This is a genomic window from Vibrio mytili, assembly GCF_049563345.1.
Taxonomy (GTDB): domain Bacteria; phylum Pseudomonadota; class Gammaproteobacteria; order Enterobacterales; family Vibrionaceae; genus Vibrio; species Vibrio mytili.
On the sequence record NZ_CP110481.1, the window covers coordinates 1,066,641 to 1,090,509 of the forward strand.

At 44.2% G+C, this 23,869-nt stretch carries 17 protein-coding genes; 9 read left to right on the top strand and 8 right to left on the bottom strand.

Features of this window, described 5'->3' with window-relative positions:
- Positions 1 to 36: 36 nt before the first annotated feature.
- The 3 genes from ONE56_RS05010 to ONE56_RS05020 all read left to right on the top strand — a co-directional run bounded on the left by ONE56_RS05010 (position 37) and on the right by ONE56_RS05020 (position 3,505).
- Positions 37 to 972, top strand: coding sequence for an ABC transporter permease (locus ONE56_RS05010; RefSeq protein WP_041156423.1), 936 nt, complete (start codon positions 37 to 39; stop codon positions 970 to 972).
- Positions 969 to 1,763, top strand: coding sequence for an ABC transporter ATP-binding protein (locus tag ONE56_RS05015; protein WP_041156422.1), 795 nt, complete (start codon positions 969 to 971; stop codon positions 1,761 to 1,763). The genes ONE56_RS05010 and ONE56_RS05015 overlap by 4 nt, the downstream gene beginning before the upstream one ends.
- A 281-nt stretch (positions 1,764 to 2,044) precedes the next feature.
- On the top strand, positions 2,045 to 3,505 hold the full coding sequence (locus ONE56_RS05020) for a GGDEF domain-containing protein (protein WP_423840336.1): 1,461 nt from the start codon (positions 2,045 to 2,047) through the stop codon (positions 3,503 to 3,505).
- Between the two features lie 40 nt (positions 3,506 to 3,545).
- Here ONE56_RS05020 and dusC read toward each other — a convergent pair whose 3' ends face one another.
- On the bottom strand, positions 3,546 to 4,514 hold the full coding sequence (gene dusC, locus ONE56_RS05025) for a tRNA dihydrouridine(16) synthase DusC (RefSeq protein ID WP_423840337.1): 969 nt from the start codon (positions 4,512 to 4,514) through the stop codon (positions 3,546 to 3,548).
- Between the two features lie 157 nt (positions 4,515 to 4,671).
- Between dusC and ONE56_RS05030 the strand changes: the two genes are divergently transcribed.
- On the top strand, positions 4,672 to 5,286 hold the full coding sequence (locus ONE56_RS05030) for a UPF0149 family protein (RefSeq protein ID WP_423840491.1): 615 nt from the start codon (positions 4,672 to 4,674) through the stop codon (positions 5,284 to 5,286).
- A gap of 176 nt (positions 5,287 to 5,462) precedes the next feature.
- Here the strand turns inward: ONE56_RS05030 and dsbB are convergent, their stop codons facing one another.
- Together dsbB and nhaB are read right to left on the bottom strand one after the other, a co-directional pair.
- Positions 5,463 to 5,999: a disulfide bond formation protein DsbB gene (gene dsbB / locus ONE56_RS05035; RefSeq protein WP_041156418.1), complete on the bottom strand. Its 537-nt coding sequence runs from the start codon at positions 5,997 to 5,999 to the stop codon at positions 5,463 to 5,465.
- An 86-nt stretch (positions 6,000 to 6,085) separates the two neighbouring features.
- Positions 6,086 to 7,672, bottom strand: a complete 1,587-nt coding sequence (gene nhaB, locus ONE56_RS05040; protein ID WP_423840338.1) for a Na(+)/H(+) antiporter NhaB — start codon at positions 7,670 to 7,672, stop codon at positions 6,086 to 6,088.
- A gap of 832 nt (positions 7,673 to 8,504) precedes the next feature.
- On the opposite strand from nhaB, the gene fadR reads away from it, so the two are divergent.
- A complete protein-coding gene (gene fadR, locus ONE56_RS05045) occupies positions 8,505 to 9,344 on the top strand; it encodes a fatty acid metabolism transcriptional regulator FadR (RefSeq protein ID WP_041156416.1) in 840 nt (279 codons plus the stop codon).
- Between the two features lie 152 nt (positions 9,345 to 9,496).
- Here the strand turns inward: fadR and ONE56_RS05050 are convergent, their stop codons facing one another.
- Both ONE56_RS05050 and metG read right to left on the bottom strand, forming a co-directional pair.
- A complete protein-coding gene (locus tag ONE56_RS05050; protein ID WP_423840339.1) occupies positions 9,497 to 10,306 on the bottom strand; it encodes a hypothetical protein in 810 nt (269 codons plus the stop codon).
- A gap of 204 nt (positions 10,307 to 10,510) precedes the next feature.
- Positions 10,511 to 12,586, bottom strand: coding sequence for a methionine--tRNA ligase (gene metG / locus ONE56_RS05055; RefSeq protein WP_423840340.1), 2,076 nt, complete (start codon positions 12,584 to 12,586; stop codon positions 10,511 to 10,513).
- Positions 12,587 to 12,746: 160 nt separating this feature from the next.
- Between metG and apbC the strand changes: the two genes are divergently transcribed.
- The 3 genes from apbC to ONE56_RS05070 all read left to right on the top strand — a co-directional run bounded on the left by apbC (position 12,747) and on the right by ONE56_RS05070 (position 16,902).
- Complete coding sequence (gene apbC / locus ONE56_RS05060) at positions 12,747 to 13,823, top strand: iron-sulfur cluster carrier protein ApbC (RefSeq protein ID WP_423840341.1); 1,077 nt, start codon at positions 12,747 to 12,749, stop codon at positions 13,821 to 13,823.
- Between the two features lie 190 nt (positions 13,824 to 14,013).
- Positions 14,014 to 14,655, top strand: coding sequence for a uridine kinase (udk, locus tag ONE56_RS05065; RefSeq protein ID WP_041156412.1), 642 nt, complete (start codon positions 14,014 to 14,016; stop codon positions 14,653 to 14,655).
- A 168-nt stretch (positions 14,656 to 14,823) separates the two neighbouring features.
- On the top strand, positions 14,824 to 16,902 hold the full coding sequence (locus ONE56_RS05070) for an AsmA family protein (RefSeq protein WP_423840342.1): 2,079 nt from the start codon (positions 14,824 to 14,826) through the stop codon (positions 16,900 to 16,902).
- Positions 16,903 to 17,097: 195 nt separating this feature from the next.
- Here ONE56_RS05070 and cobO read toward each other — a convergent pair whose 3' ends face one another.
- Positions 17,098 to 17,706 (bottom strand): cob(I)yrinic acid a,c-diamide adenosyltransferase, encoded by a 609-nt coding sequence (cobO, locus tag ONE56_RS05075; protein ID WP_331438037.1) that lies wholly within the window; start codon positions 17,704 to 17,706, stop codon positions 17,098 to 17,100.
- Between the two features lie 122 nt (positions 17,707 to 17,828).
- Between cobO and ONE56_RS05080 the strand changes: the two genes are divergently transcribed.
- Entirely contained in the window at positions 17,829 to 18,278 is a 450-nt protein-coding gene (locus tag ONE56_RS05080) for a low molecular weight protein-tyrosine-phosphatase (protein ID WP_423840343.1), read from the top strand.
- An 84-nt stretch (positions 18,279 to 18,362) separates the two neighbouring features.
- On the opposite strand, the gene ONE56_RS05085 is transcribed toward ONE56_RS05080, so the two are convergent.
- On the bottom strand, positions 18,363 to 19,922 hold the full coding sequence (locus ONE56_RS05085) for a SulP family inorganic anion transporter (protein WP_423840344.1): 1,560 nt from the start codon (positions 19,920 to 19,922) through the stop codon (positions 18,363 to 18,365).
- 332 nt (positions 19,923 to 20,254) lie between these two features.
- Complete coding sequence (rne, locus tag ONE56_RS05090) at positions 20,255 to 23,362, bottom strand: ribonuclease E (RefSeq protein ID WP_423840345.1); 3,108 nt, start codon at positions 23,360 to 23,362, stop codon at positions 20,255 to 20,257.
- Between the last annotated feature and the right edge of the window lie 507 nt (positions 23,363 to 23,869).

A 23,869-nucleotide genomic window follows, 5' to 3' on the forward strand; every position in this document is an offset into this window, starting at 1 on the left:
AGCTTTGCCGGCCTGAATATGCAGAAAGGAGTAGTTATGTCTGCATTTGCTTTTTTTGGCGCGCTAGAGATTGGCTTGATTTATGGTCTGGTCGCGTTGGGGGTTTACCTGACGTTTCGTGTGCTTGATTTTCCCGATCTTAGTGTGGATGGCAGTTTCCCTATGGGCGCTGCTGTCGCGGCCACGGCAATCGTCGCGGGTATCAACCCATGGATTGCCACTGGGATGGCGATCATTGCTGGTGGCATGACAGGGTGGGTCACCGCATTTCTTGCCGTTCGTTGTGGTATTTTGCACCTTTTGGCTTCAATTTTGACCATGATCGCGGCGTTCTCTATCAATATTCGCATTATGGGTAAGCCAAATATGGCGTTGTTGGGAGAAGACACCATTCTGACTCCGTTTGAATCCATGGGAGATCCCATGCTTATTCGTCCATTAGTTGTTGGTGTGCTTGTCCTCATCTCTGCGTTTTTTATTGTTCGTCTCTTAAACAGTGATTTTGGATTGGGCTTGAGAGCAACGGGTGTAAATGCGCGAATGGTGTCTGCGCAAGGTGCAAGCACTGGCTTCTATACCTATTTCGGTCTTGCATTATCAAACGGTTTTGTAGGGTTTGCTGGCGCTTTGTTTGCACAAACGAACAGTTTTGCTGATGTGACATCAGGCGTAGGTACCATTGTTGTTGGTTTAGCAGCGGTGATTTTAGGTCAAACTCTAATCCCAGGTCGTAAGATTTGGGTGGCGGTTTTAGCCGTAATTATCGGTTCTGTTCTGTACCGTCTTGCCGTCGCTTTTGCGTTGAGTTCAGGAATGTTTGGTTTGCAAGCATCAGACCTTAATCTCGTAACAGCAGTATTAGTCGCAGTTGCGCTTATCGCACCAAAACTTAAGAAGAATATGAAGGCGAAACAGCGAGTGACAGATGCTAAACAACAAGCATCGAAAAAAGGCTCTGGGGAGACATTATGATTGAACTTAACAATATTCAAGTGACGTTCAACCCTGGCACCATATTAGAAAACCGTGCGTTACGAGGTGTGTCTCTTGAGGTTCCTCAACATCAGTTTTTAACCGTTATCGGTTCCAATGGCGCAGGCAAGTCAACGTTATTGGGGGCTGTAACGGGCGAAACGCCAATGATCGGTGGTCAAGTGGTTATTGATGGAAAGGATGTAACCAAACAAACCGTTGCCCAACGAGCGACACAATGTGCCAGAGTGTTTCAAGATCCACTGGCAGGCACATGTGGAGAATTGACGATAGAAGAAAACATGGCCTTGGCATATATGCGTGGCAAAACACGTAGCTGGGGCTTAGCGTTGTCAGCTAAGCGACGTAAAATATTCCAAGAACGAATCAGCATTCTTGGACTGGGGCTAGAAGACCGATTAGGTGATAGTATTGGTTTGCTATCTGGTGGGCAAAGACAGGCGGTAAGTCTGGTAATGGCAACACTGTCAGACAGCAAGCTGTTGTTACTTGATGAGCATACCGCAGCGCTGGATCCACGAATGGCTGCGTTCGTTATTGATCTCACCAAACGCATTGTGAGTGAGTTTGATCTTACCGTGATGATGGTGACTCACTCCATGAAAGATGCATTGGCTTGTGGTGATAGAACCGTCATGTTGCATCAAGGAGAAATCGTTCTGGATGTCGCGGGTGAGCAACGAGCCAGTATGGACGTCCCTGACTTGTTGGAGATGTTCTCTAAAGTAAGAGGTGAGGAGCTCGCTGACGATAGCTTATTACTTAATTAAGTTTGACTGACTCTAAGGTCGATGGAAATAATCTCCTCCTTATCAACCGTAGTGAATTTACGGATGATAAGGGGGTTTTTTAATGCCCAAATAACCTAAGCTATTTCGTTCAGTTAGGCGTACTTAGTCATATTTCCTATCCGTATAGGAACAAGAGCCACAAAATGAGGGTGGTAATGTGACACTGCATTTTTGATTGATTAAACTTTAGTATTAATAAAAACTGGCACACCGCGATTTTGTTTACAAGTATGACGGAGTGCCTCAGATATCGGTACCCAATGATTAACAAAAGACGTTTTAGCCTCTCATTTGTCATCATTTTTCCTTTGATGCTATTTGTCATCGTCATTCTTGTAACGACTAAAAATTACTACGATTCAGTGAATCGCTATATTGATGTTGAATATGCGCGGGTGGATCGAGCTCTAGCGCGGGGCGTAAAAGTGTTATCTGCGCTCGACTATAGTTTTTCCAATTATACTAACTATGCGCTTCCATTGACTAAAGAGCACAATCAGATGCTAAAAGATGGAACATGTTACATTTGGCCGATTAATAGACTGCTTTTGGATAAGCCCTATACGGGAGGCTTACCTGCATCAGATCGTGAATATGTGATTGTGGGAGAGAAGAGTCTATGCCAAGAGGGTTCTGAAATGAATCGGCTTGCAGAGCAGAAGGTCGGTTTTGCTCCCTCACTGTCCTTTCTCCACGATTTGGAGCCCCATATCATAGGAATGCATTACTTAGATAAACGTGGTTATGTGATTTTATCACCCGGTAATTACGCGAAACATTTTACCAAAGAGTTATTATCTTCGTTAAAAACCCAGCAATTTTGGAGAAGCTCTGTACAAAATCAAGTGTATATTACCCAAGCGGATGCTGGCCCGATACTTGATTCTGTCACTGGGCAAATCATTAGCTTAGCAATACCATATTTTGAAAATGGTATTCATCAAGGTATCTTGGCCATTGATTTCAATACGCATATATTGTTTGAAACCCCGAAAAACTTAGTGGGCAAGCTTCACTTTATCGCAAGTGATCAAGCAGTACCTACTGATGCGGTACGAGTAGAGCCTATTGTACTCGATCAGTTAAACTCGCATCAGCGCATCTACTACGAATATGATCTTTGGGATGAAATTAAAAATCTGATTGTTTTCGAAAAATACAGCCTCATATTTGCGCTGTTTTTGTACGTGTTAAGTACCGTTTTGATGCTTTCTGCCAATACGTATAAAGAGGGGCGATACTTCAAAGATTTAGCATCTCGTGACCCTATGACAGGATTGTTGAACCGACGCGGAATGCAAGCGGTTTGGCGCAACAAGATGACCAAAAAGAACATCGCGTTAGCGGTCTTTGATATTGACAACTTTAAAAGCATTAATGACCGTTTTGGTCACGATGTCGGTGATTTGGCGATCCAACTTGTTGCGAAATGCATTCGTGACAATATTCGTCATACCGATACCGCTTCTCGATTTGGTGGTGAAGAGTTTGTGTTAGCTATCTATGACGAAGACACGGAAGGTATGAAACACATTCTAGAGCGGATTAGAAGAGCGATTGACGAACGCTCTCCCAGTATTGTCGAAAATGGATTTACGGTCTCTGGCGGTGTGGCTTTTGAAACGACAAAGCAATCAAGAGACTTTGCTGAGTTGTTTAAAATAGCAGATGAAAGGCTCTATCAAGCGAAAACCACAGGAAAAAACAAAATCTGTTATTAATGCAATCTCTATTGTTTTAATAACTCTAGTGCATTGAGTATTAAGTAACTGGTGAGCCTTGTTTTTGTAGTGCCTCTTGATAGCGTTGGATATGCTCAACGATGGGGGCGGCTTTGTTGTAAGTACGAATTTCGCGGAATAAGTCTTTCGCTTCTGGGTATGCTTGACGCAGATAAGCAAACCATTGCTTGACTCGGTTTGGGTAGTACAACCCCTTGTCACCTTTCATTTCAAATCTCGAGTAATAAATCAGCAAGTCTACTACTTCAGACCAAGGCATCGGCTGGTGGTTGTGTTTAACCATATTGCCCAAATTTGGGATGTTGAATGCGCCACGGCAAACCATTAGAGAGTTTACCCCTGTGGTTTCTATGCATCGCTGACCATCTGAATAATTCCAAATTTCGCCGTTTGCGATTAACGGTATCGAAAATCGTGTGCGGATTTGATTGATATAATCCCACTTGATTTCTGATGCTTTGTAGCCGCCTTGTTTGGTACGAGCGTGCACAGTGAGTTCATTCGCGCCTGCAGACTGGACAGCGTCGACTATCTCAAAGCAATCATCCGGATTGTCCCACCCAAGACGGATTTTTGCTGTCACTGGAATGCTATCGGGTACGGCATCTCGGCATGCTTTGACGACCTGGTGTACCAGCTCTGGATGTTGTAACAATGCTGCGCCACCCTTACTTTTATTCACCATTTTTGCAGGGCAGCCAAAGTTGAGGTCGATGCCTCGGGCACCTAAATTCGCCGCTTTTATCGCGTTTTCAGCCATCCAGTTTGGCTCCTGGCCAAGTAACTGAATATGCACGGGAACACCGGATGCAGTCTGTGAACCTTGGAGAAGCTCTGGACATAGACGATGAAATACGTGATCGGGTAAAACTTGGTCAATGACACGCACGAACTCGGTTACACACAGATCATAGTCGTTTATTTCGGTCAGAATTTGGCGCATCAAATGATCCAAAACGCCTTCCATTGGACCTAATACAACTCGCATAACTTGCCTAATACAGTTTGGTGAAAAAGGGAAGCGATTGTAGCGATGTAAACCTGGTTTGTCATTAAAAGACTCGTTAAGTCTCAACCAACTCCTAAGCTTACCTAGACTCTTGCTGTGCGGTATAATGCTTATAAATTTATTAGAAACAGATGTCATGCAATACACATTGATCGAAATAAGTGAAACTCAGTTTGAGGAGTCTTCACTGTTTATGGAAGGAGCGGTATTAGCCGCAAACCTTACCACCCAACCTTTGGCACCAGAAACTTGGTTAGAGCCATTGTTAGGGGAAAGCTTTAAAACGATTCAACCAGCGATCGAAGAGCAAATTCACAAGCAGCATAACCTGATTTTACGCAACGAATATTCGGCCTTAGCGCTGACAGAAAATGATCCAGCAAAACTGGCCGACTTTGCCGAAGGTTTTATGTCGGTTTGGGGCATGCTCGAAGATCAATGGCAGGAAGTCGAGCTCAACGACGGCCTACAGCGAATGCTACAAGCATTATTGACGACAATGATGTTGGCTATAGATGAAGAGTCTACTCAGCAACAGATGCGCGATGCTGGTATCGAACCACCACCGACTTTGGGCGATTTGATTGAGCAACTTGACCTCATGGTCAGTGAGGTTGCCCTCGGCGCAGACGAATTGATGGTCGGTGGCAAGTCACAGCGTCTCAACCCGTTTAAAGAGATTGGGCGTAATGACCCGTGTCCTTGTGAGGGCGGTAAGAAGTTTAAACAGTGCTGCGGAAAATCGCACTAGGCCGTGAAAGATTAAGTGATAAACAACGTTCGTAAGCTTCAATGAGCTCAATACAAAGCAAAAGCCGATCTTAGGATCGGCTTTGTTGTTATTGGTGTACGGACGCATTCTTATAAGGACATATTGTTATAAGGACATACTGATGTAAGGGCAGGTCCACTGAATGACATTGTCACTTATAGAATCGGATTTCTTCGCTTTGCTGGAAAGAATTGGGCGATGATGATGAACGCTAAAGCAATTAAGTTACCTGCGAAGATAACCACTAGCCATTGCGGCATCGATAAGTCTAGGAACTGCCAAACGATTTTAGAACAATCGCCGTAGGCTTCAAACATCCAAGGTGCCCATTGATTAAGCGGCGCCCAACTTGGAAAAGTAACAAATAGATCGCAGGTCGCAAACGGCGATGGATTAAATTGATAGTCAACATGCTGAAGCGCGAGTTGCAGACCTTTATACGCACTTGCTCCCCAAACGGTTAAACCTAACCACCGAAATAGCGCGTTACTTGGTGATACGAAGCCTATGATGGCCGCAGCACCAACACCGAGCATGGCGACGCGCTCATAAATGCACATGACGCAAGGTGCAAGCATTACGACGTGTTGGAAGTATAAGGCGCATGCTTCGAAAAATAGAACAAACAATAGAAGTAACAGCCACGATAAGCGTCCCTTCGAAAATTGGTTCAATGAGTTTAAAAAGGTCACGGTATCCGTCCTGTATTAAAGTATAAAAAAGCCCTGAATAGTCAGAGCTTTTTATCGTGTATAAGTTTCCTAATCAACAGAAATTTTTAATGCCCGCCAGCAGCGACTGGCGTTAAATCCCCAGTGTGAGGTAGTATCCAACCAGCATCGTAGAAAGAGGCGGTGGCAGGTTCGAGGAAGAATATGATCCCCATCAACCCGACGACGGCTAAAACAACCGTATAAGGCAGCGCCATAACGACCATTCGGCCATAAGACAGGCGGATGAGTGGCGCTAGTGCCGATGTTAAAAGGAATAGGAAGGCGGCTTGGCCGTTTGGCGTTGCTACCGACGGTAAGTTGGTCCCAGTATTGATGGCAACAGCAAGTAAATCAAACTGTTCGCGACTGATGACGCCATGTATCAGAGCATCTTTGACTTCGTTAATGTACACCGTACCGACGAAGACATTATCAGACACCATAGAGAGTAAACCATTTGCCACGTAGAACAACGCAAGTTGTGTTCCTTTGTCTTCGACCGCAAGTACCGCATCGATAACGGGTTTAAATAGCTGCTGATCGATAATCACCGCAACAATGGAGAAAAACACCGCGAGTAGGGCAGTGAATGGCAGCGCCTCTTCAAATGCTTTACCCATGGAGTGCTCGTCAATCACACCGGTAAATGACGTCGCTAAAATAATAACTGAAAGGCCAATTAAACCAACCGCTGCTAAGTGCAAAGCCAAAGCTGTAATCAACCACACGGCGATAAAACCTTGAACCCAAAGCTTAGCCACATCTTGTTTCGTACGCGTTTTGCGCTCTTCATTGTCAAAATCTACAAGGATTTGACGAACATTGTTAGGAAGCTCAGCGCCGTAACCGAATACCTTTAATTTTTCAACTAAGGCACAAGTGATAAGCCCGCAGATAAGCACCGGTAATGTCACTGGTGACATGCGGATTAAGAATTCACCAAAGAACCAACCTGCTTGGTCTGCGATTATCAGGTTTTGAGGCTCACCGACCATGGTTGTCACCCCACCAAGTGCGGTACCTACACCAGCATGCATCAATAAAGAACGTAAGAAAGCACGGTAATTTTCTAAATCATCACGAGTCAGCTCGGTAATTGTATCATCTTGCGTGTGGTCATGATCCCCGATGGGATTCCCGGAAGCGACCTTGTGGTAAATAGAGTAGAAACCGACAGCAACGCTGATGACTACCGCGATAACCGTTAAGGCATCTAAAAAAGCAGACAGAAATGCAGCTGCAAAACAAAAGGCAAGAGAGAGTAATATTTTTGAACGAATACCAAGCAGTATTTTGGTGAAAATAAAGAGCAGAAGATGCTTCATGAAGTAAATACCCGCCACCATGAATATCAATAGCAGTAGAACTTCAATGTTCGCGACTAACTCATGTTTCACTTGACCTGGGCTGGTCATACCAATAGCAATGGCTTCAATGGCAAGTAATCCTCCCGGTTGCAGTGGATAACATTTCAATGCCATAGCAAGCGTGAAGATAAATTCAGCGACAAGCAACCAGCCAGCAACAAATGGGTCGATCAAGAAAAATACAATCGGGTTAATAATTAAGAACGCAATAATGGCAACTTTGTACCAATCAGGGGCTTTACCTAAAAAGTTTTTGATAAAAGCGTTTCCGAGCGAAATCGGCATGTTAACTCTCTTTAATAACTAAATTATAAATAGACACTAATTGCTAGCAGCTAGGTGTATGTTTATGAGTTTTATTAACCAGCCCTTAAAAAACAATAACTTAGTAAAACAACAATCCATCGTTCTATTGGAGTCTTGCCAAGTTACTTCCTTGAACTTAAGCACTGCTAACTTTACGACCGCAAACTCTACACCGAGGTAGTCTATAGTCAATATCTAAAAGCAGTACATACGAAGAAAATGGCTTTTTTTATTTAATAACGCGATCTGAGCTGCACTATTATCTATTGAAAGGCTTTAAAAACATCGCTTTCGATTCTAAAGGACGAGGAGAGGCGATAAAAGGCATATTAAACAAAAACAACTCTGTGAAAGCACAAAGTAATTTTGCATATTTTAAATATGAAATTGTGATGTAGGTTGTATTAATTTTTTAATGGTGAAAGACGATTTTGGGGAGTGTGGTTAAATAATATACTTTGGGCACGTGCTGTGTCTGTCAAATTTCTCGACAGGGCCAATATCGCATTTGTGTTTACGTTGAGTAAGTGTCTATTTGTATATTGATACCGTCCAGTATGCTGAAGTTATGACCTTTTAACTCAAACCTGTTAACTAATGCCCAAACCCGCTATTTTCCTATGTTCTACCGTTGTTTGATTATGTCAAACAACGGAAAAAACTGCGTAATTTTATCGCATGAATTTTATTGAAATTGGAATGCAAACAATACGGCGAATTCTGTGTTTTGAAGTCATTTGGGTATAAGTGACAACTAGTGGTATGATGAGTGCCATCGACCCTAAGAAATCAATATTGGATAAAAAGTAGAATGGTCATAAAGGCGAAAAGCCCTGCTGGATTTGCAGAAAAGTACATTATCGAGAGCATTTGGAACGGCCGTTTTCCTCCTGGCTCAATTTTACCTGCTGAGCGCGAACTATCTGAACTTATTGGTGTGACCAGAACCACGCTGCGCGAGGTGCTTCAACGATTAGCTCGTGATGGATGGTTAACAATTCAGCACGGAAAACCGACAAAAGTCAACCAATTTATGGAGACTTCTGGGCTGCATATCTTGGACACGCTAATGACGTTAGACGTAGATAATGCGACCAATATCGTTGAGGACTTGCTCGCGGCACGTACCAATATCAGCCCTATCTTTATGCGATATGCTTTTAAAGTAAATAAAGAGAACTCTGAACGTACTATCAGGAACGTTATTGAGTCTTGTGAAGCGTTAACGAATGCTGCTTCTTGGGATGAGTTTATTCAAACTTCTCCTTATGCTGAAAAAGTTTTGCAAAACGTTAAAGAAGAAAATGAAAAAGACGAAGAAAAGCGTCAAGAAATTCTGATTGCGAAAACTTTCAATTTTTATGACTACATGCTTTTCCAGCGTTTGGCATTTCATTCCGGTAACCAAATCTACGGTCTCATTTTTAACGGTCTGAAAAAGCTCTACGATCGTGTAGGTAGCTACTATTTTTCAAATCCTGCCTCTCGCGAGCTAGCACTGAAGTTTTATTACCAACTCCTAGATACTTGCGAAAATGCGCAGCGTGAGCAACTGCCTATCGTCATTCGCCACTATGGTATGGAAAGTGCACAAATTTGGAATGAAATGAAAAAACAATTGCCAACCAATTTTACCGAAGATGATAGCTAATTTATTGGTATAAATGGGAATTCAAGGTTATTAACTGCCTGTAATTTTTCATTACGTTATCGATGAAATAAGCCGCAGAGGACAACAGTCTCCTGCGGCTTTTTATTTTTGACGCTCGACAATAGCGAATCTGACAACAGAGAGTCTGGTCATTAACACGCTAGTGAAAGCCGGGGTAACGGTATGTAAAGACTTTCAACAATCTCAGACAATACATGGTCATAGGTGTTAAACAGAGCCAACGATAAGTCTGAGGTGATTTTATAAAGCGCTTCTTCGGTTAAATCAGGCTTGTTACCCTCAACATACTCGTTCAGTAACTCTATTGAGCCAATGGCGGCAGGAGCCGAGATACTTAGAGGAGCGATGATCGCTAGTTTGTTCAGTTTGCGTAACATAACTGACGCATTGTGTTTTAGACGATCGTTGTCATGGGCGCTTTGCATACTTTTAATGCTAATTCGCAGTTGGGTCAGGGTTTCGAGGCTGTCCATAATGTACTGCCAGTTCATGTGATAGTCATCATGAAGATCATCTCGTTGCTCAATAGCTAGCCAAGCAATGGTTACCTCGTCCATCAAGAACAGCGTGTGTCGAATTAACTTACCGTGTTCCATCTGGTTGCGTGCGACTGACATGTCATGCCATTCTTCTAGCACTTTACCGATTTTAATCTGTAGCACACGATACATAGGCTTGTTTTCAAAACGTGATGTATCAACCAGAATATTTAACTTACTGTTCAACTCCAACGCAATTTGTTCTATTTCTTGTTCTTTATCATGTCGAAATTGAAGAGAGTAATGTGTCGCCGTTCGATGACGACGAAGTAACTGGATAACATCGCGTAATAGCGTTAGTAGTTCGTATCTGCGGGCATGTTGTTGCTCTCGCTTAGAAGACAGATGATACATGCCCGCTAAAATCGCAACGGATAATATAATCGATATCAAAACAAACATAACCAACTCCTTGTTATTGTTTGGACCTAGCAAGGACAGTTATGCAATTTTTGCACCGACATTAAATCCATAAAAAACAACCAGTTATTTTTAAATGAAGTAGATAGGTTGCATATCTATGGTGCAATTCGCACTAAAAGTGTGAGTTTGTTCAAAAAAATCCCTGCCAATAAGCAGGGATTTGTATTTTTACTTCAATCGGTATTACATGACTCGCATACCAGGTTGAGCCCCCTCATGTGGCTCAAGAATCCACAAGTCGCTGCCTCCAGGGCCAGCCGCTAGGATCATGCCTTCAGACATACCAAACTTCATCTTACGAGGTTTTAGGTTCGCAACCATTACGGTTAGCTTGCCTTCTAGCTCTTCAGGTTTGTACGCTGACTTGATACCAGAGAACACTTGGCGAGTTTCACCACCGATATCTAATTGGAACTTAAGCAGTTTGTTTGCTTTTGGTACTTCTTCGCAAGAGATAATACGAGCGATGCGCATGTCAACGGCGGCAAAAGCGTCGAAATCAATCTCTTCAGCGATTGGATCTTTGTCTAGTTCAGTTTGACTAGCCTTGTTCTTTTCCGCTTCTGCTTTCTCTTTCGCCGCCATTTCTGCCGCTGCATCTTCTTTCGATGCTTCGATCATCGCTTCGATATTTTTCGGATCAATACGGTTGAATAGCGCTTTGAACTTAGTAATTTCGTGACCCGTTAGTGGCGCAGCAATGTTTTCCCAAGTCAGTTCCTGGTTTAGGAACGCTTCAGTACGTGCAGCAAGTGCTGGCATGACCGGTTTTAGGTAAGTCATCAGTACGCGGAACAGGTTGATACCGACAGAACAGATTTCTTGTAGTTCCTGATCTTTGCCTTCTTCTTTTGCCACAACCCACGGTGCTTTTTCGTCAACGTATTGGTTTGCTTTGTCAGCCAATGCGGTAATTTCACGAATAGCTCGACCAAATTCACGCGTTTCGTAAAGCTCAGCGATACGGTCAGCTGCTGCAACAAATTCGTTGTACAGCTCAGGTTCTGCGAAGTTGTCAGATAGTTTGCCTTCAAAACGTTTCGCGATGAAACCGGCGTTACGTGATGCTAGGTTAACGATCTTGTTTACAACGTCAGCGTTTACGCGTTGAGTGAAGTCTTCAAGGTTAAGGTCTAGGTCGTCGATACGGCTGTTTAGCTTCGCTGCGTAGTAGTAACGTAGACATTCTGGATCTAAATGATCAAGGTAAGTGCTCGCTTTAATGAACGTGCCTTTAGACTTAGACATCTTCGCACCGTTGACGGTTACGTAGCCGTGTACGAACACATTGTTAGGCTTACGGAAACCAGAACCTTCTAGCATTGCTGGCCAGAATAGGCTGTGGAAGTAGACGATGTCTTTACCGATGAAGTGGTACAGTTCTGCTTCGCTATCTTGCTTCCAGTATTCGTCAAAGTTTAAGTCGTCACGCTTATCACATAGATTTTTGAAAGAACCCATGTAGCCGATCGGTGCGTCTAGCCATACATAGAAGAATTTGTTCTTCTCACCTGGGATCTCGAAACCAAAGTAGGGTGCATCACGCGAGATATCCCATTGTTGCAGTCCAGATTCAAACCACTCTTGCATTTTGTTCGCGGTTTCAGCTTGTAGTGAGCCAGAGCGAGTCCACTCTTTTAGCATGCTTTCAAACTGAGGTAAGTCGAAGAAGAAATGTTCTGAGTCTTTCATAACTGGTGTGGCACCAGAGACAGCAGATTTAGGATTGATCAGTTCTGTTGGGCTATAAGTTTCACCACAGTTGTCACAGTTGTCACCATATTGATCTTCAGACTTACATTTAGGGCACGTGCCTTTTACGAAGCGGTCCGGTAAGAACATTTCCTTTTCTGGGTCGAATAGCTGAGATATGGTACGGCTCGAGATAAAACCGTTTTTCTTCAGTTCTAGATAGATATGTGAAGCCAGTTCGCGGTTTTCTTCTGAGTGCGTGCTGTGGTAGTTATCAAAGCTAATATCAAAGCCTGCAAAGTCTTTTTGGTGCTCTTCACTGACCGCTGCAATCATTTCTTCAGGAGATATACCCATCTGTTGCGCTTTAAGCATGATTGGCGTGCCGTGAGCATCGTCAGCACAAATGAAATTTACAGTGTTGCCACGTAGGCGTTGGTAACGAACCCAAATGTCCGCTTGGATATGCTCAAGCATATGACCAAGGTGGATCGAACCGTTAGCGTACGGAAGGGCACAAGTTACCAGCAGTTTCCTTGAAGGAAGGTGTCTTGGATCGTTTGCCATACTTAATATTCGCTTTTCTTGATAGGTATAAAAGATTTGATGGACAATACTACCCCATGAGCTCACTAACTCCAAGGTGTCAAACTGTGGAATGCCTTAGTTTTTTTAGGGTTCTGCTTCTAACATGTCAGTGGTAGCATGGCTCTTAAAAGGAGGATTTATGCATTCGTTCACTTCAAAGCAAGATTTTTGTGATTGGTTCAACCAATTTCAACATCCACAGTTGGTGGAAAACTGGGCAGATATCCACGGTGTCATAGTTGTTCAGGCTACGGGAAACGTAGAAATACAATTGCCATTTGCGAGTCACGCACTCAAAGAAGAACTTTGCGTATGGATTCAGCAGCAACAAGCGTCAAAGGTTGTTCCACCATTTGACTACCAGATCTTGGTCAATGTTAAAGCTCTTGAAACGCAGGTGGCGAATGGCGTTAAAGGCGTTAAAAATATCATTGCAGTCAGCTCTGCAAAAGGTGGAGTCGGCAAATCGACCACTGCCGTTAACCTAGCATTAGCCATTGCGCAGTCAGGGGTGAAGGTCGGGTTACTCGATGCGGATATTTATGGTCCTTCAGTACCCATGATGCTGGGGCAAGAAGATGCGAAGCCTCAAGTTCGCGACTCGAAATGGATGGAGCCTATTTTCGCTCATGGCATCTATACTCATTCTATTGGTTATTTAGTGGATAAATCAGAAGCCGCTATTTGGCGTGGTCCTATGGCGTCGAAAGCACTATCTCAGCTGTTAAACGAGACGGAGTGGCCTGACTTGGATTATTTGGTCATTGATATGCCGCCGGGTACGGGTGATATTCAGTTGACGTTGTCTCAACAGATCCCTGTTACAGGGTCTGTACTGGTTACCACACCACAAGATTTAGCGTTGGCAGATGCACGTAAAGGTGCGGCAATGTTTAATAAAGTGAATGTCCCTGTGGTTGGGGTTGTAGAAAACATGAGTTACCACATATGTAGTCAATGTGGAGCTAAAGAGCATATTTTTGGTATGGGTGGCGCGGAAAAAATGTCGCAAGAATTTGGCTTAGCCTTGTTGGGCCAAATACCACTGCATATTCAAATGCGTGAAGATATCGATGCTGGTATGCCGACGGTTGCAGGACGGCCTGAAAGTGAACATGCAGGATATTATAAGCAACTCGCTGATCAGGTGTGTAGTCGCTTATTTTGGCAAGGAAAGCCAAAGCCTGATGCAATTGATTTCACTATGGTCAATTAAGGTTAATAGGCCTAGTTTGTTAATATTTGTGATGTAAAGTTGCGTATTTTAACGTTTGCTCAGAGCGTAGGCTCTGGGCGAACAGAAAACTGAGACTAAACTCTAATTGCAGCTAGCAACTAGGGTATGAACTCCCTATAATCATGCGGTTTATTTTATGTGACTGTAAATCTTCATCGGGTGCAAACTAATGTCTGATAATAATCAATGCGTAATCGTCGGTATTGCTGGCGCTTCTGCTTCTGGAAAAAGCTTGATCGCAAGTACCATTTACAATGAGATTCGCGAGAAAGTTGGCGACCATCAAATCGGAGTTATCACGGAAGATTGCTACTACAATGACCAAAGTCACTTGAGCATGGAAGAGCGCGTAAAGACTAACTATGACCACCCGAGTGCGTTAGATCACGACTTGTTGTGTGAGCACCTAGAAAAGTTAGTTCGTGGTGAAGCGGTTGAAGTGCCGGAGTATAGCTACTCTGAGCACACTAGAACAAGTAATACGACGACCCTAACCCCGAAAAAAGTGATCATTTTAGAAGGTATTCTTCTCCTGACTGATCCGCGTTTACGGGACCTGATGCACGCGACGGTATTTATGGATACGCCGTTGGATATCTGTCTTCTTCGTCGTGTTAAACGTGATGTTGAAGAGCGCGGACGTACTATGGAGTCCGTACTTAAGCAGTATCAACAAACCGTGCGTCCGATGTTCATGCAATTTATCGAACCTTCTAAGCAATATGCGGACATCATTGTACCTCGTGGCGGAAAAAACCGTATTGCCATTGATGTATTAAAAGCTCACATTGCAAGACTTTTGAAAGCATAGGCGTGGATTAAGCGGTATCGCTTTATTTTTATGAAAAGAAGTGGCACTTTAGGTGTCACTTCTTTTTTTTATCTTCAAATTAGTCAGTTACAGTTAAATGAGTTGAACTTCGTTCTCTGTTGGAAGTCTCTGACTATAATCTAAAAAAAAATGCGCTAGGAAAAACAAATGAAGAAACTGCTCATAATACTCGCGATACCAGTGGTACTCGTCTTGGGTGCCATTTTGGCGTTAACCATTTTCGTTAACCCCAACCAATTTAAGCCTCTTATTGTAGAACAAGTACAGAAACAAACGGGTTTGGAACTGGTGATCGAGGGCGATCTCAGTTGGCAATTTTTTCCATCCGTTGGTTTAGAGCTTGGCCGTACTGCGCTGAAAAATCCACAAGGCTTTAGTCAGCCAAATCTATTCAAAGTCGAGACGGTCGGTGTTGACGTATCAGTTATGCCGCTGCTCAATCAGCATTTAGAAATTGGTAATGTCACTCTTGATGGCGCTGACTTTTACTTAGAAATTCTAGAAGATGGCACTAAGAACATCGATGCACTTACGCAAGCACAATCTCAGCAAGCAGAACAGAAAGAGGAAGTGGCTTCAGTTCCTGAAGAAAGCCAGTCTGCGAGCACTGGTTGGAAAGTGGATTTAGCGGGTGTTACGGTCTCGAATAGCTCGCTAGAAATACAAGATAATCAAGCAGGTAATTTTACTAAGCTGTATGACATTACTTTGAATCTCTCAGAGTTTGCGTTTGATAGCTGGACGAGCGCAGACTTTGCAGTGAAAGGCGAAATGAATGAACAGAAGTTTGCAGCGCAAGGTAAGGCAGACTTCATGGTGTCAGAAGGTTTGGCAAGTTACGCGCTGAAGAACGTTAATGTGGATGCCAGTTACTCGGATCCAAACAATGTGATTGAATCAGCGACGATTGGTCTAGACACGTTTGAGGTTGACCAAGCCAACAAGCTTACCTATGCCTTAAAAGGGGTGGTGTCTGATTTACAAGTGACCATGCAAGGTGACGGTCAGCTCACCGTAGATAAAAACTTCAGTAAAGTTCAATTAGCCGAATTGACGCTGAAGTCGACATTAGAAGGGCAATCACTACCTCAGTCTCCAATGAAAGTAGATATGGTCTCAGATCTTTCTTTCGATATCGTGAAGAGCCATTTAAGTTTTATCCTGGAAAAGCTGACGGCCAATGCAATTGCGCTTGATGGAAAAGCAGACGTTACTTTGGCTGATATCCCGCAAGTTCGTTTTGCGTTGCATAGCCCTGAAATCGATTTGGATTCGTTCCTTGGTCTGGATAAGCCAAACGAATCTAAAGCAGATACCTCTGCAGGAGAAAGCAAAGCATCTACTGAAACTGAACCAGATTTGTCAGCGTTGAAAGCAATGGATGTTAAAGGGGATATTACAGTCGATAAATTTAAAGCCGCTAACGCGCACATGCAAGCGGTAAAAGCGAGCTTTACGGTTAACCGTGGCTTGGCAGAATTAACATCGTTCAGCTCGAAGCTTTATCAAGGTAGTGTTAACGCAAAAGCACAGTTAGATGCACGCAAGACCCCTGCGACATACACTGTCAAAAAATCCATCAAAGGCGTGCATGTTCAGCCATTATTGGTTGATGTGGCAGATAATGATACGTTGGAAGGCACTGGTAATATTGACGTTAATGTGAAAGGCAGTAGCTTAACGCCTACTGGGATTAAAAAGAACTTAACGGGTACCGTGGTGATAAATTTTGCAGATGGTGCCGTGCACGGGGTCAACGTCGCGCAAATTATTCGTGAGAACTACGCCAAATTCAAAGGTCAGTCCGTTGAAGGGACAAGCGAAGTAAAGAAAACGGACTTCAGTGCTATGACTGCGACATTGAAGCTAAACGGCGGTGTTGCTTCTACGAATGACATGCAAGCCCAGTCCCCACTGCTTCGTGTACGTGGTAATGGTAAGGCGAACTACCTTAACGAAACCGTCGACTTTACTATCAGTACGTCAATCGTTGGCACACTGGAAGGGCAGGGTGGAAAGAATATCGATGAACTGAAAGATATTACCATTCCAATTAATGTCTCTGGGAAATGGGCGGATCCGAAATTCAAGCTGGTGTTCGATGATGTTCTTAAAGAGAAAGCGCGCAAAGAAATTGACCGTGGTGTCGAAAAGCTCACGGATAAAATTAAAGATGAGAAAACGAAAGAAGCGGTCGATAGTCTAATTAAAGGCCTATTTAACTAGGTATTTGAGCTCCTAGGAAAAGACTATTTCGATTTCGGAACGCTTCGCTCACAGAGTACGGAGTACAGACAGTGACTCCGTACTCTGTAATCCGTATTCCAAAATAGTAAACACAAATATGCCAACAAAGAGGCACATAGCCTCCGTTGCGCTCGCCTAGGACCTAGGACCTTATTTGCCTAGTACCTTTTTCCCCTACCAATCCACACCTTTGAGTGCTTTGACGCCTGACTCGAAAGCATGTTTGACGTTTTTGACTTCGGACACCGTGTCGGCCATTTCGATTAAAGTTCTATGTGCGCCTCGTCCGGTAATAATCACTGATTGCATTTTGGGCCGGTTGCTCAGTGCATCGACGACTTCATCTAAATCAATGTAACCATAGCTGACCATATAAGTCAGTTCGTCAAATAAAACGACATCAATAGATTCATCTTGCAGCATGCGTTTACACTCTTGCCAAACTAGCTGTGCAGCCTCGGTATCCGCCGTTTTGTTCTGAGTTTCCCACGTAAAGCCAGTGGCCATCACTTGGAATTCTACACCGAGTTTCTCAAGCAGGTTACGTTCGCCGTTGTCCCAGGTGCCTTTTATAAACTGTGCGACTGAACATTTTAAGCCATGCCCTACCGCGCGCGCGATGGTGCCGAAGCCCGATGTTGACTTGCCTTTACCGTTACCAGTGATGATTAATAACAAGCCTTTTTCTTCTTGAGCGGCGGCGACTCGTGCGTCGACTTGCTCTTTAACTTTCTGTTGGCGAGCTTTGTGGCGAGCTTGCTTATTCTCTTCGCTAGATGTCATATTTTCTTAATTCCTTTTGGTTCAGCGTAACTTATGCGCCTGAACTTGGGTTAGCTGATTTTACTCGCTATGATAGACCAACCATAAGTGAAGAAAAACCATCGAATAAATCAGGGAATAAAATGAAGAAAATACTTGTTGTGTGCATGGGTAATATTTGCCGTTCACCGACCGGAGAGGCGGTATTGAAAGCGAAAGCTCTTGAACAAGGGGTTAATGTGGAGGTGGACTCAGCAGGCACGATAGGTTACCACACTGGTCACTCCCCAGATCGTAGAGCGATGGTGGCAGGAAAACTACGAGGGTACTCGTTTGATGGTATGCGTGCTCGACAAGTTGCAGTCAGTGACTTTGAATACTTTGATATGATTCTTGCCGCAGATAAAGCTAACTTGGCCGATTTGTTAGATATGTGCCCGTCAAAATATCGCGATAAAGTGTCATTGTTTTTAAGTCACTCAACATCGGCTTACGATGAGATTCCCGATCCGTACTATGGGGATGGCGATGGATTTGAGCTGGTTTTAGATTTAATCGAAGATGCTTCGGTCGAGATCTTGAACAAACTGTAATCTCAGTTTGGGTGATACAAAACATCGGGTTTGTAAAACGAAAAAAGGGATGAGTTTTACTCATCCCTTTTTGTTTGCTGCGCTTTAACCCGCTAAAAGGTCTGTCGCTACTTTGTAACTTGGGTCTTCTTTTACATTGATTTCCACTAGGCTACCTGCTTTGTCTAGTACCTTGCGACAATCAGGGCTTAAATGGCGAAGGTGCAATGTCTTACCCTGGCTAGCATAGCGCTCTGCGAGCGTCTCAATGGCCTCAATAGCAGAGTGATCGGTAACGCGAGAGTCGGCAAAATCAACGATGATATCGTTGGGATCGTCTTGAGCATTAAATAACTCAAGGAAGCTTGCTGCGGAACCAAAGAAGATAGGACCGTGGATTTTATATTCCTTTGAACCCTCTTCATTAATACACGTATCGGCATAGATGTGTTTTGCATGTTGCCAAGCGAACATCAATGCAGAGGCAATCACGCCAACCGCGACCGCAATGGCTAAGTCAGTAAGAACAGTTACGACGGTTACAAGGACTATAACAAAAAAGTCTTGTTTTGGTACGCGGCGGGCAAGTTTGAAGGTTGCCCATTCAAAAGTGCCAATCACAACCATAAACATAACGCCAACCAGTGCCGCAAGCGGAATCATCTCAATCAAAGAGGATGCAAACAGAATGAACATCAGTAGAGCAACAGCGGCAACAATGCCGGACAGACGTCCACGGCCCCCGGAGTTCACGTTAATCATGGATTGACCAATCATTGCACAACCACCCATGGCACCAAACACTGAACACGTCATGTTGGCCATACCCTGACCAATACATTCACGGTTAGACTGACCACGACTGTTCGTCATCTCATCTAGCACTGTTAGAGTCAGTAGAGACTCGATCAAGCCAATAGCAGCGAGAATAATGGCATACGGAAGAATGATTTGTAGCGTTTCTAGCGTAAACGGCACCATCGGAATCGAGAAGGTTGGTAGTGAACCAGCCAAAGTCGCAGCCTCATCCCCAGACATGGTGCGCAGAAAATCCACAACAGTACGGGTTTCAAGGTCCAAGCCGATAACCAGTGCGGTAACGGTCACAATCGCGACAAGCGAAGACGGCACTGCTGTGGTGATTTTGGGTAAAAAGTGAATGATAGCCATCGTTAATGCCACCAGGCCAAGCATAAGCATCATCTGGTCTTGTGGTAACCATGTGAGCATTCCATTGAGGTCTGGTGCTTTAAACTGACCTAATTGAGCAAGGAAAATCACAATGGCTAAGCCGTTAACGAAGCCAATCATTACTGGGTGTGGAACAATTCTGATAAATTTCCCCAGCTTAAAAAGCCCCGCGCAGACTTGCAGAATGCCCGCCAGCATAATCGCTGCAAACAGGTACTGTACGCCATGCGTTGCGACCAGCGAGACCATGACTACAGCCATCGCGCCTGTCGCTCCCGAGATCATCCCAGGACGTCCACCAAAGATTGAAGTCACGAGGCCGACGATAAACGCAGCGTATAGACCGACCATTGGATCTACGCCTGCAACGAAAGCAAATGCGACAGCCTCAGGGACTAACGCGAGAGCGACGGTTAAACCTGATAGCACATCGTTTTTTACTGAGTGCTTAGTAAATTGCGGAAATTCGAACATGTTGGTTTTTAGTTCTCGTTGAGATGAGTTTATTCCGACACATATTCGTATTTGCTTTAGCCGCTGATAGCAAATGGATAGTCAATTCACACAGCGTAAACCGTAGTAGTAAAAGAGTCGCATTAGAATGGTGTCGAAAACTTGAGTCGGCGAATCCTATCAAAAAAGTGTGACTAAGTTCAAGAATGATACGGATATTGAACAACAAATGTGATCTACTATTGATATTTTAATGAGTATTTCTGCTTATGTGCTTTTATGAGCGATAAAAAAAAGGCTGCCTATGAAGGCAGCCTTAGTTTTCTTCTGTAACTCAGTGCAAATAGATCGACTTAGCTAAAGTTAGGCTTTGTCATTGCCGCTGAAGCGCTATTTTTAGCAACTTGACTACCTGCACCTTTCGGCTGGTAGCGATCGCGCTTAAGCGGCGCTGCAGTCACTTGTATTTCGCGTAGCTCTTGTGGACCAGGAGCTTTTGTCATCGGTGCGCTCGCTCTTGGTTTAGCCGTAACTTTGATAACCGTTGCTTTAGGCTCTGCGGTTGCAACTGGTGTAGCAGGTGCTTCAACTGCAGTCTCTTCTACAGCTTCTTCAACCGCATCAGTCACAGGTTTCTCTGCCACAGGCTTCTCTGTTTCTACAACCGTATCCGTTGCTTCAACAACAGGCGATTCCACTTTTGCTGCTTCAGAAGCGATAGATTCAACGGCAATAGATTCAGTTACTGTTGTCTCCGCAGCCTGAACAACAGGTGTGTCCACTTTGACTTCTACTGCTTCCTGTGCGACAGGTGTTTCTGCTACTTGTTGAACTTTTGGCTCAATAGTTGGAGCTTCAGATGTTACAGGTTGTTCGCGACGTAGAATCACTTTACCCATGGCCATCTCAGGACACGCAAAGCCACCGTAAGTTACAGCCACTGCGGTTTCTTCCTTCACGGCTGCTTGTTTCTTAGGAGCAGCTTTAGGAATGTAGCGTGGCATCACTTTACCCATCGCCATTTCTGGAGAGGCAACCCCACCTTTGCGTAGACGGAATGGGTTAGGGCGACGATCACGGCCACGACGACGACGTTGACCACTAGCACGTAAATGACGAGGAGAACGACGGTTACGGCGTTGTTTCGACTCGGCTTGCTTGTTGTCTTGCTCTTGCTGAACTGGTGCTGTCGTTTCTACTGGCGTTTGTTCTACTGCAACCTCAGCCGTTTCTGCCACTTTAATTGGCTCTTCAACTGGTGCCGTTGCTTGTTGCTGGTCTTTAACGCGAACCGATTTATTGATTTTACGACGTTGACGGCGCTCTTTCACTTTTTCCGTTTTCGCATTTGCCTTGGCTTTGTTGGCTTCAGGCTTCGCGTCTGGTTGAGTTTCAGTGCGAGCTTCTTCAGCAAGCTGTAGACCCTTTTCAACTACTTTTGTATTGGCTTTTTGCTCTTGAGCTTTGTCTGCTTGTTGAGCTTTTGGCTTACGTTTTTGATTACGGTTCTTTTGCTTGTTGGCAGTTTGCTGTTGAGCGTCGTTATTTTGCTCATTAGTTTGCTGCTCATCACGAGGTTTACGACGACGGCGATTATCACGATTGTCGCGTTGGTTATTGCGACGACGATCGTTGCGCTCGTTACGCTCACGTTTATTGCGCGTATTGTCGCGGTTATCCTGTGAATCTTGTTGTGGCTTCGATTCTTCTTGTGCAGTCTCTGAACCACCAAACAGGAAGCTTCCCAGCGCTTTAAATAAGCGACTGAATAATCCTGGTTGCTGTTCAACTGGTGCTGTTTCCTTCACTGCTTGAGGCTCTGGCTTAGCGACAGGTGCCGGTGCAGATTGTGATGGAGAAGCAAACCCTTTTAGCGCTGGTTCTTCAAGGCGTTTAGGTTTGATGTCGATTTCAACAGGCTCTTTACCTTCTGCTTCTTTCAATGCTTCCAGCTTTTTAGGAAGTAGGTAAGAAATGAGATCGAACTCTTCCCCTTCACGAACACGAATAACTTCGAAATGCGGTGTTTCCATGTCTGAATTTGGAACAACCGTAATTTTCACTTCTTGGATACGTTCGATGTGATTAACAGAACGACGTTTTTCGTTCAGAAGGTAAGACGCAATTGGAACTGGAACGACTGCTAACACTTGTGCCGTATTGTCTTTCAATGCTTCTTCTTCGATTAGACGAAGCACTGATAACGCAAGAGATTCATTATCACGGACGACGCCTGTCCCACTACAACGTGGACAGATGTGGTGGCTCGCTTCTGCGAGAGAAGGGCTCAAACGTTGACGAGACATTTCGAGCAGACCAAAGCGAGAGATGCGACCAATTTGAACACGAGCGCGGTCTAGGCGAACGGCTTCACGTAGGCGGTTCTCAACTTCGCGCTGGTGGCGTACCGGTGTCATGTCGATAAAGTCGATAACAACCAGACCACCTAGATCACGAAGACGTAGCTGACGGGCAATCTCATCGGCTGCTTCTAGGTTGGTATTTAGGGCCGTTTCTTCGATATCGCCACCTTTAGTTGCTCGGGCAGAGTTGATATCGATCGAAGTTAGGGCTTCTGTTGGGTCGATGACAATTGAGCCACCAGACGGCAAGCGAACTTCACGCTGGAAAGCTGACTCTATTTGACTCTCAATTTGGTAGTGGCTAAACAGAGGTACTTCGCCGTCGTATTTTTTAACTCGGTTCAGGAAGTCTGGTCGTACCAACTGAATGTGCTCTTTCGCACGTTCATAAATAGTATTGCTATCAATCAGGATTTCGCCGATGTCACGTCTTAAATAATCGCGAATCGCTCGAACGATAACATTACTTTCTTGGTGGATTAAGAATGGAGCAGGATTAGCGTCTGCTGCACCTTTGATTGCGCCCCAATGGTTAAGTAAGACGTTAAGATCCCACTCTAGCTCTTCAGCACTTTTTCCGACACCTGCAGTACGAACGATTAGACCCATACCCTGTGGCAGTTCTAATGTACTTAAAGCAGCTTTCAGTTGAGTACGTTCGTCACCTTCGATTCGACGAGAAATACCGCCAGCTCGAGGGTTGTTAGGCATTAGTACGAGGTAACTACCTGCAAGAGAAATGAAAGTAGTCAGAGCTGCGCCCTTGCTACCACGTTCCTCTTTTTCAACCTGAACGATGACTTCCTGGCCTTCAGTTAGCACTTCCTTAATGCTAGGGCGACCTTGGTATGTGTATCCTTCAGGAAAATATTCGCGGGCGATTTCTTTTAGTGGGAGGAAACCGTGACGCTCAGCACCGTAATCAACAAATGCGGCTTCTAAGCTAGGTTCAATACGTGTGATACGTCCTTTATAGATATTTGCTTTTTTTGATTCATGTCCTGGACTCTCGATATCTAGATCGAAAAGTCGCTGGCCATCAACCAGTGCGACACGCAACTCTTCTTTTTGAGTTGCGTTAATTAACATTCTTTTCATTGAAAATTCTCGTTGTCTTTTCTTTTATCTTTCTTGTCGGCTTGCCACTGTTTTGTCGCTTTTTCACGGTGCCTGATCCCATGGCTTGTAGTTTGCAGCCTCCCGGCTGGAAGGGGATGCTCTAGGGCACTTCAGTTATTACAAATCTCTTTAGGTCTCTGTCGAAAACGTAGACTTGTAACCCGCTGTTGGGCGGTAGGTACTCAACGTGAATATGCGAGGAGTAGAGTGGCAAGAGTATTGAAATCAACGTGTCTTACGCCAATGCAGCACTTGATTATCAACAATCTACTCACATTGCTTGAGGAATTTTTATTGGTAATGAATGAAATGTAACCAACTCTTCCTTAGCAGCTGTGAACTATAGCAGTGCGCGTGGCTATCAGCAATCTGCTTTGAGTTAAACGATAGAAAAATTGGTGCTTAATTCAAATTTTCTATTTGATAACTGGCTGTTTCATAAGCAATTGAATCATGTAATTTGGATAAGATCGAAAAGAAACGGAG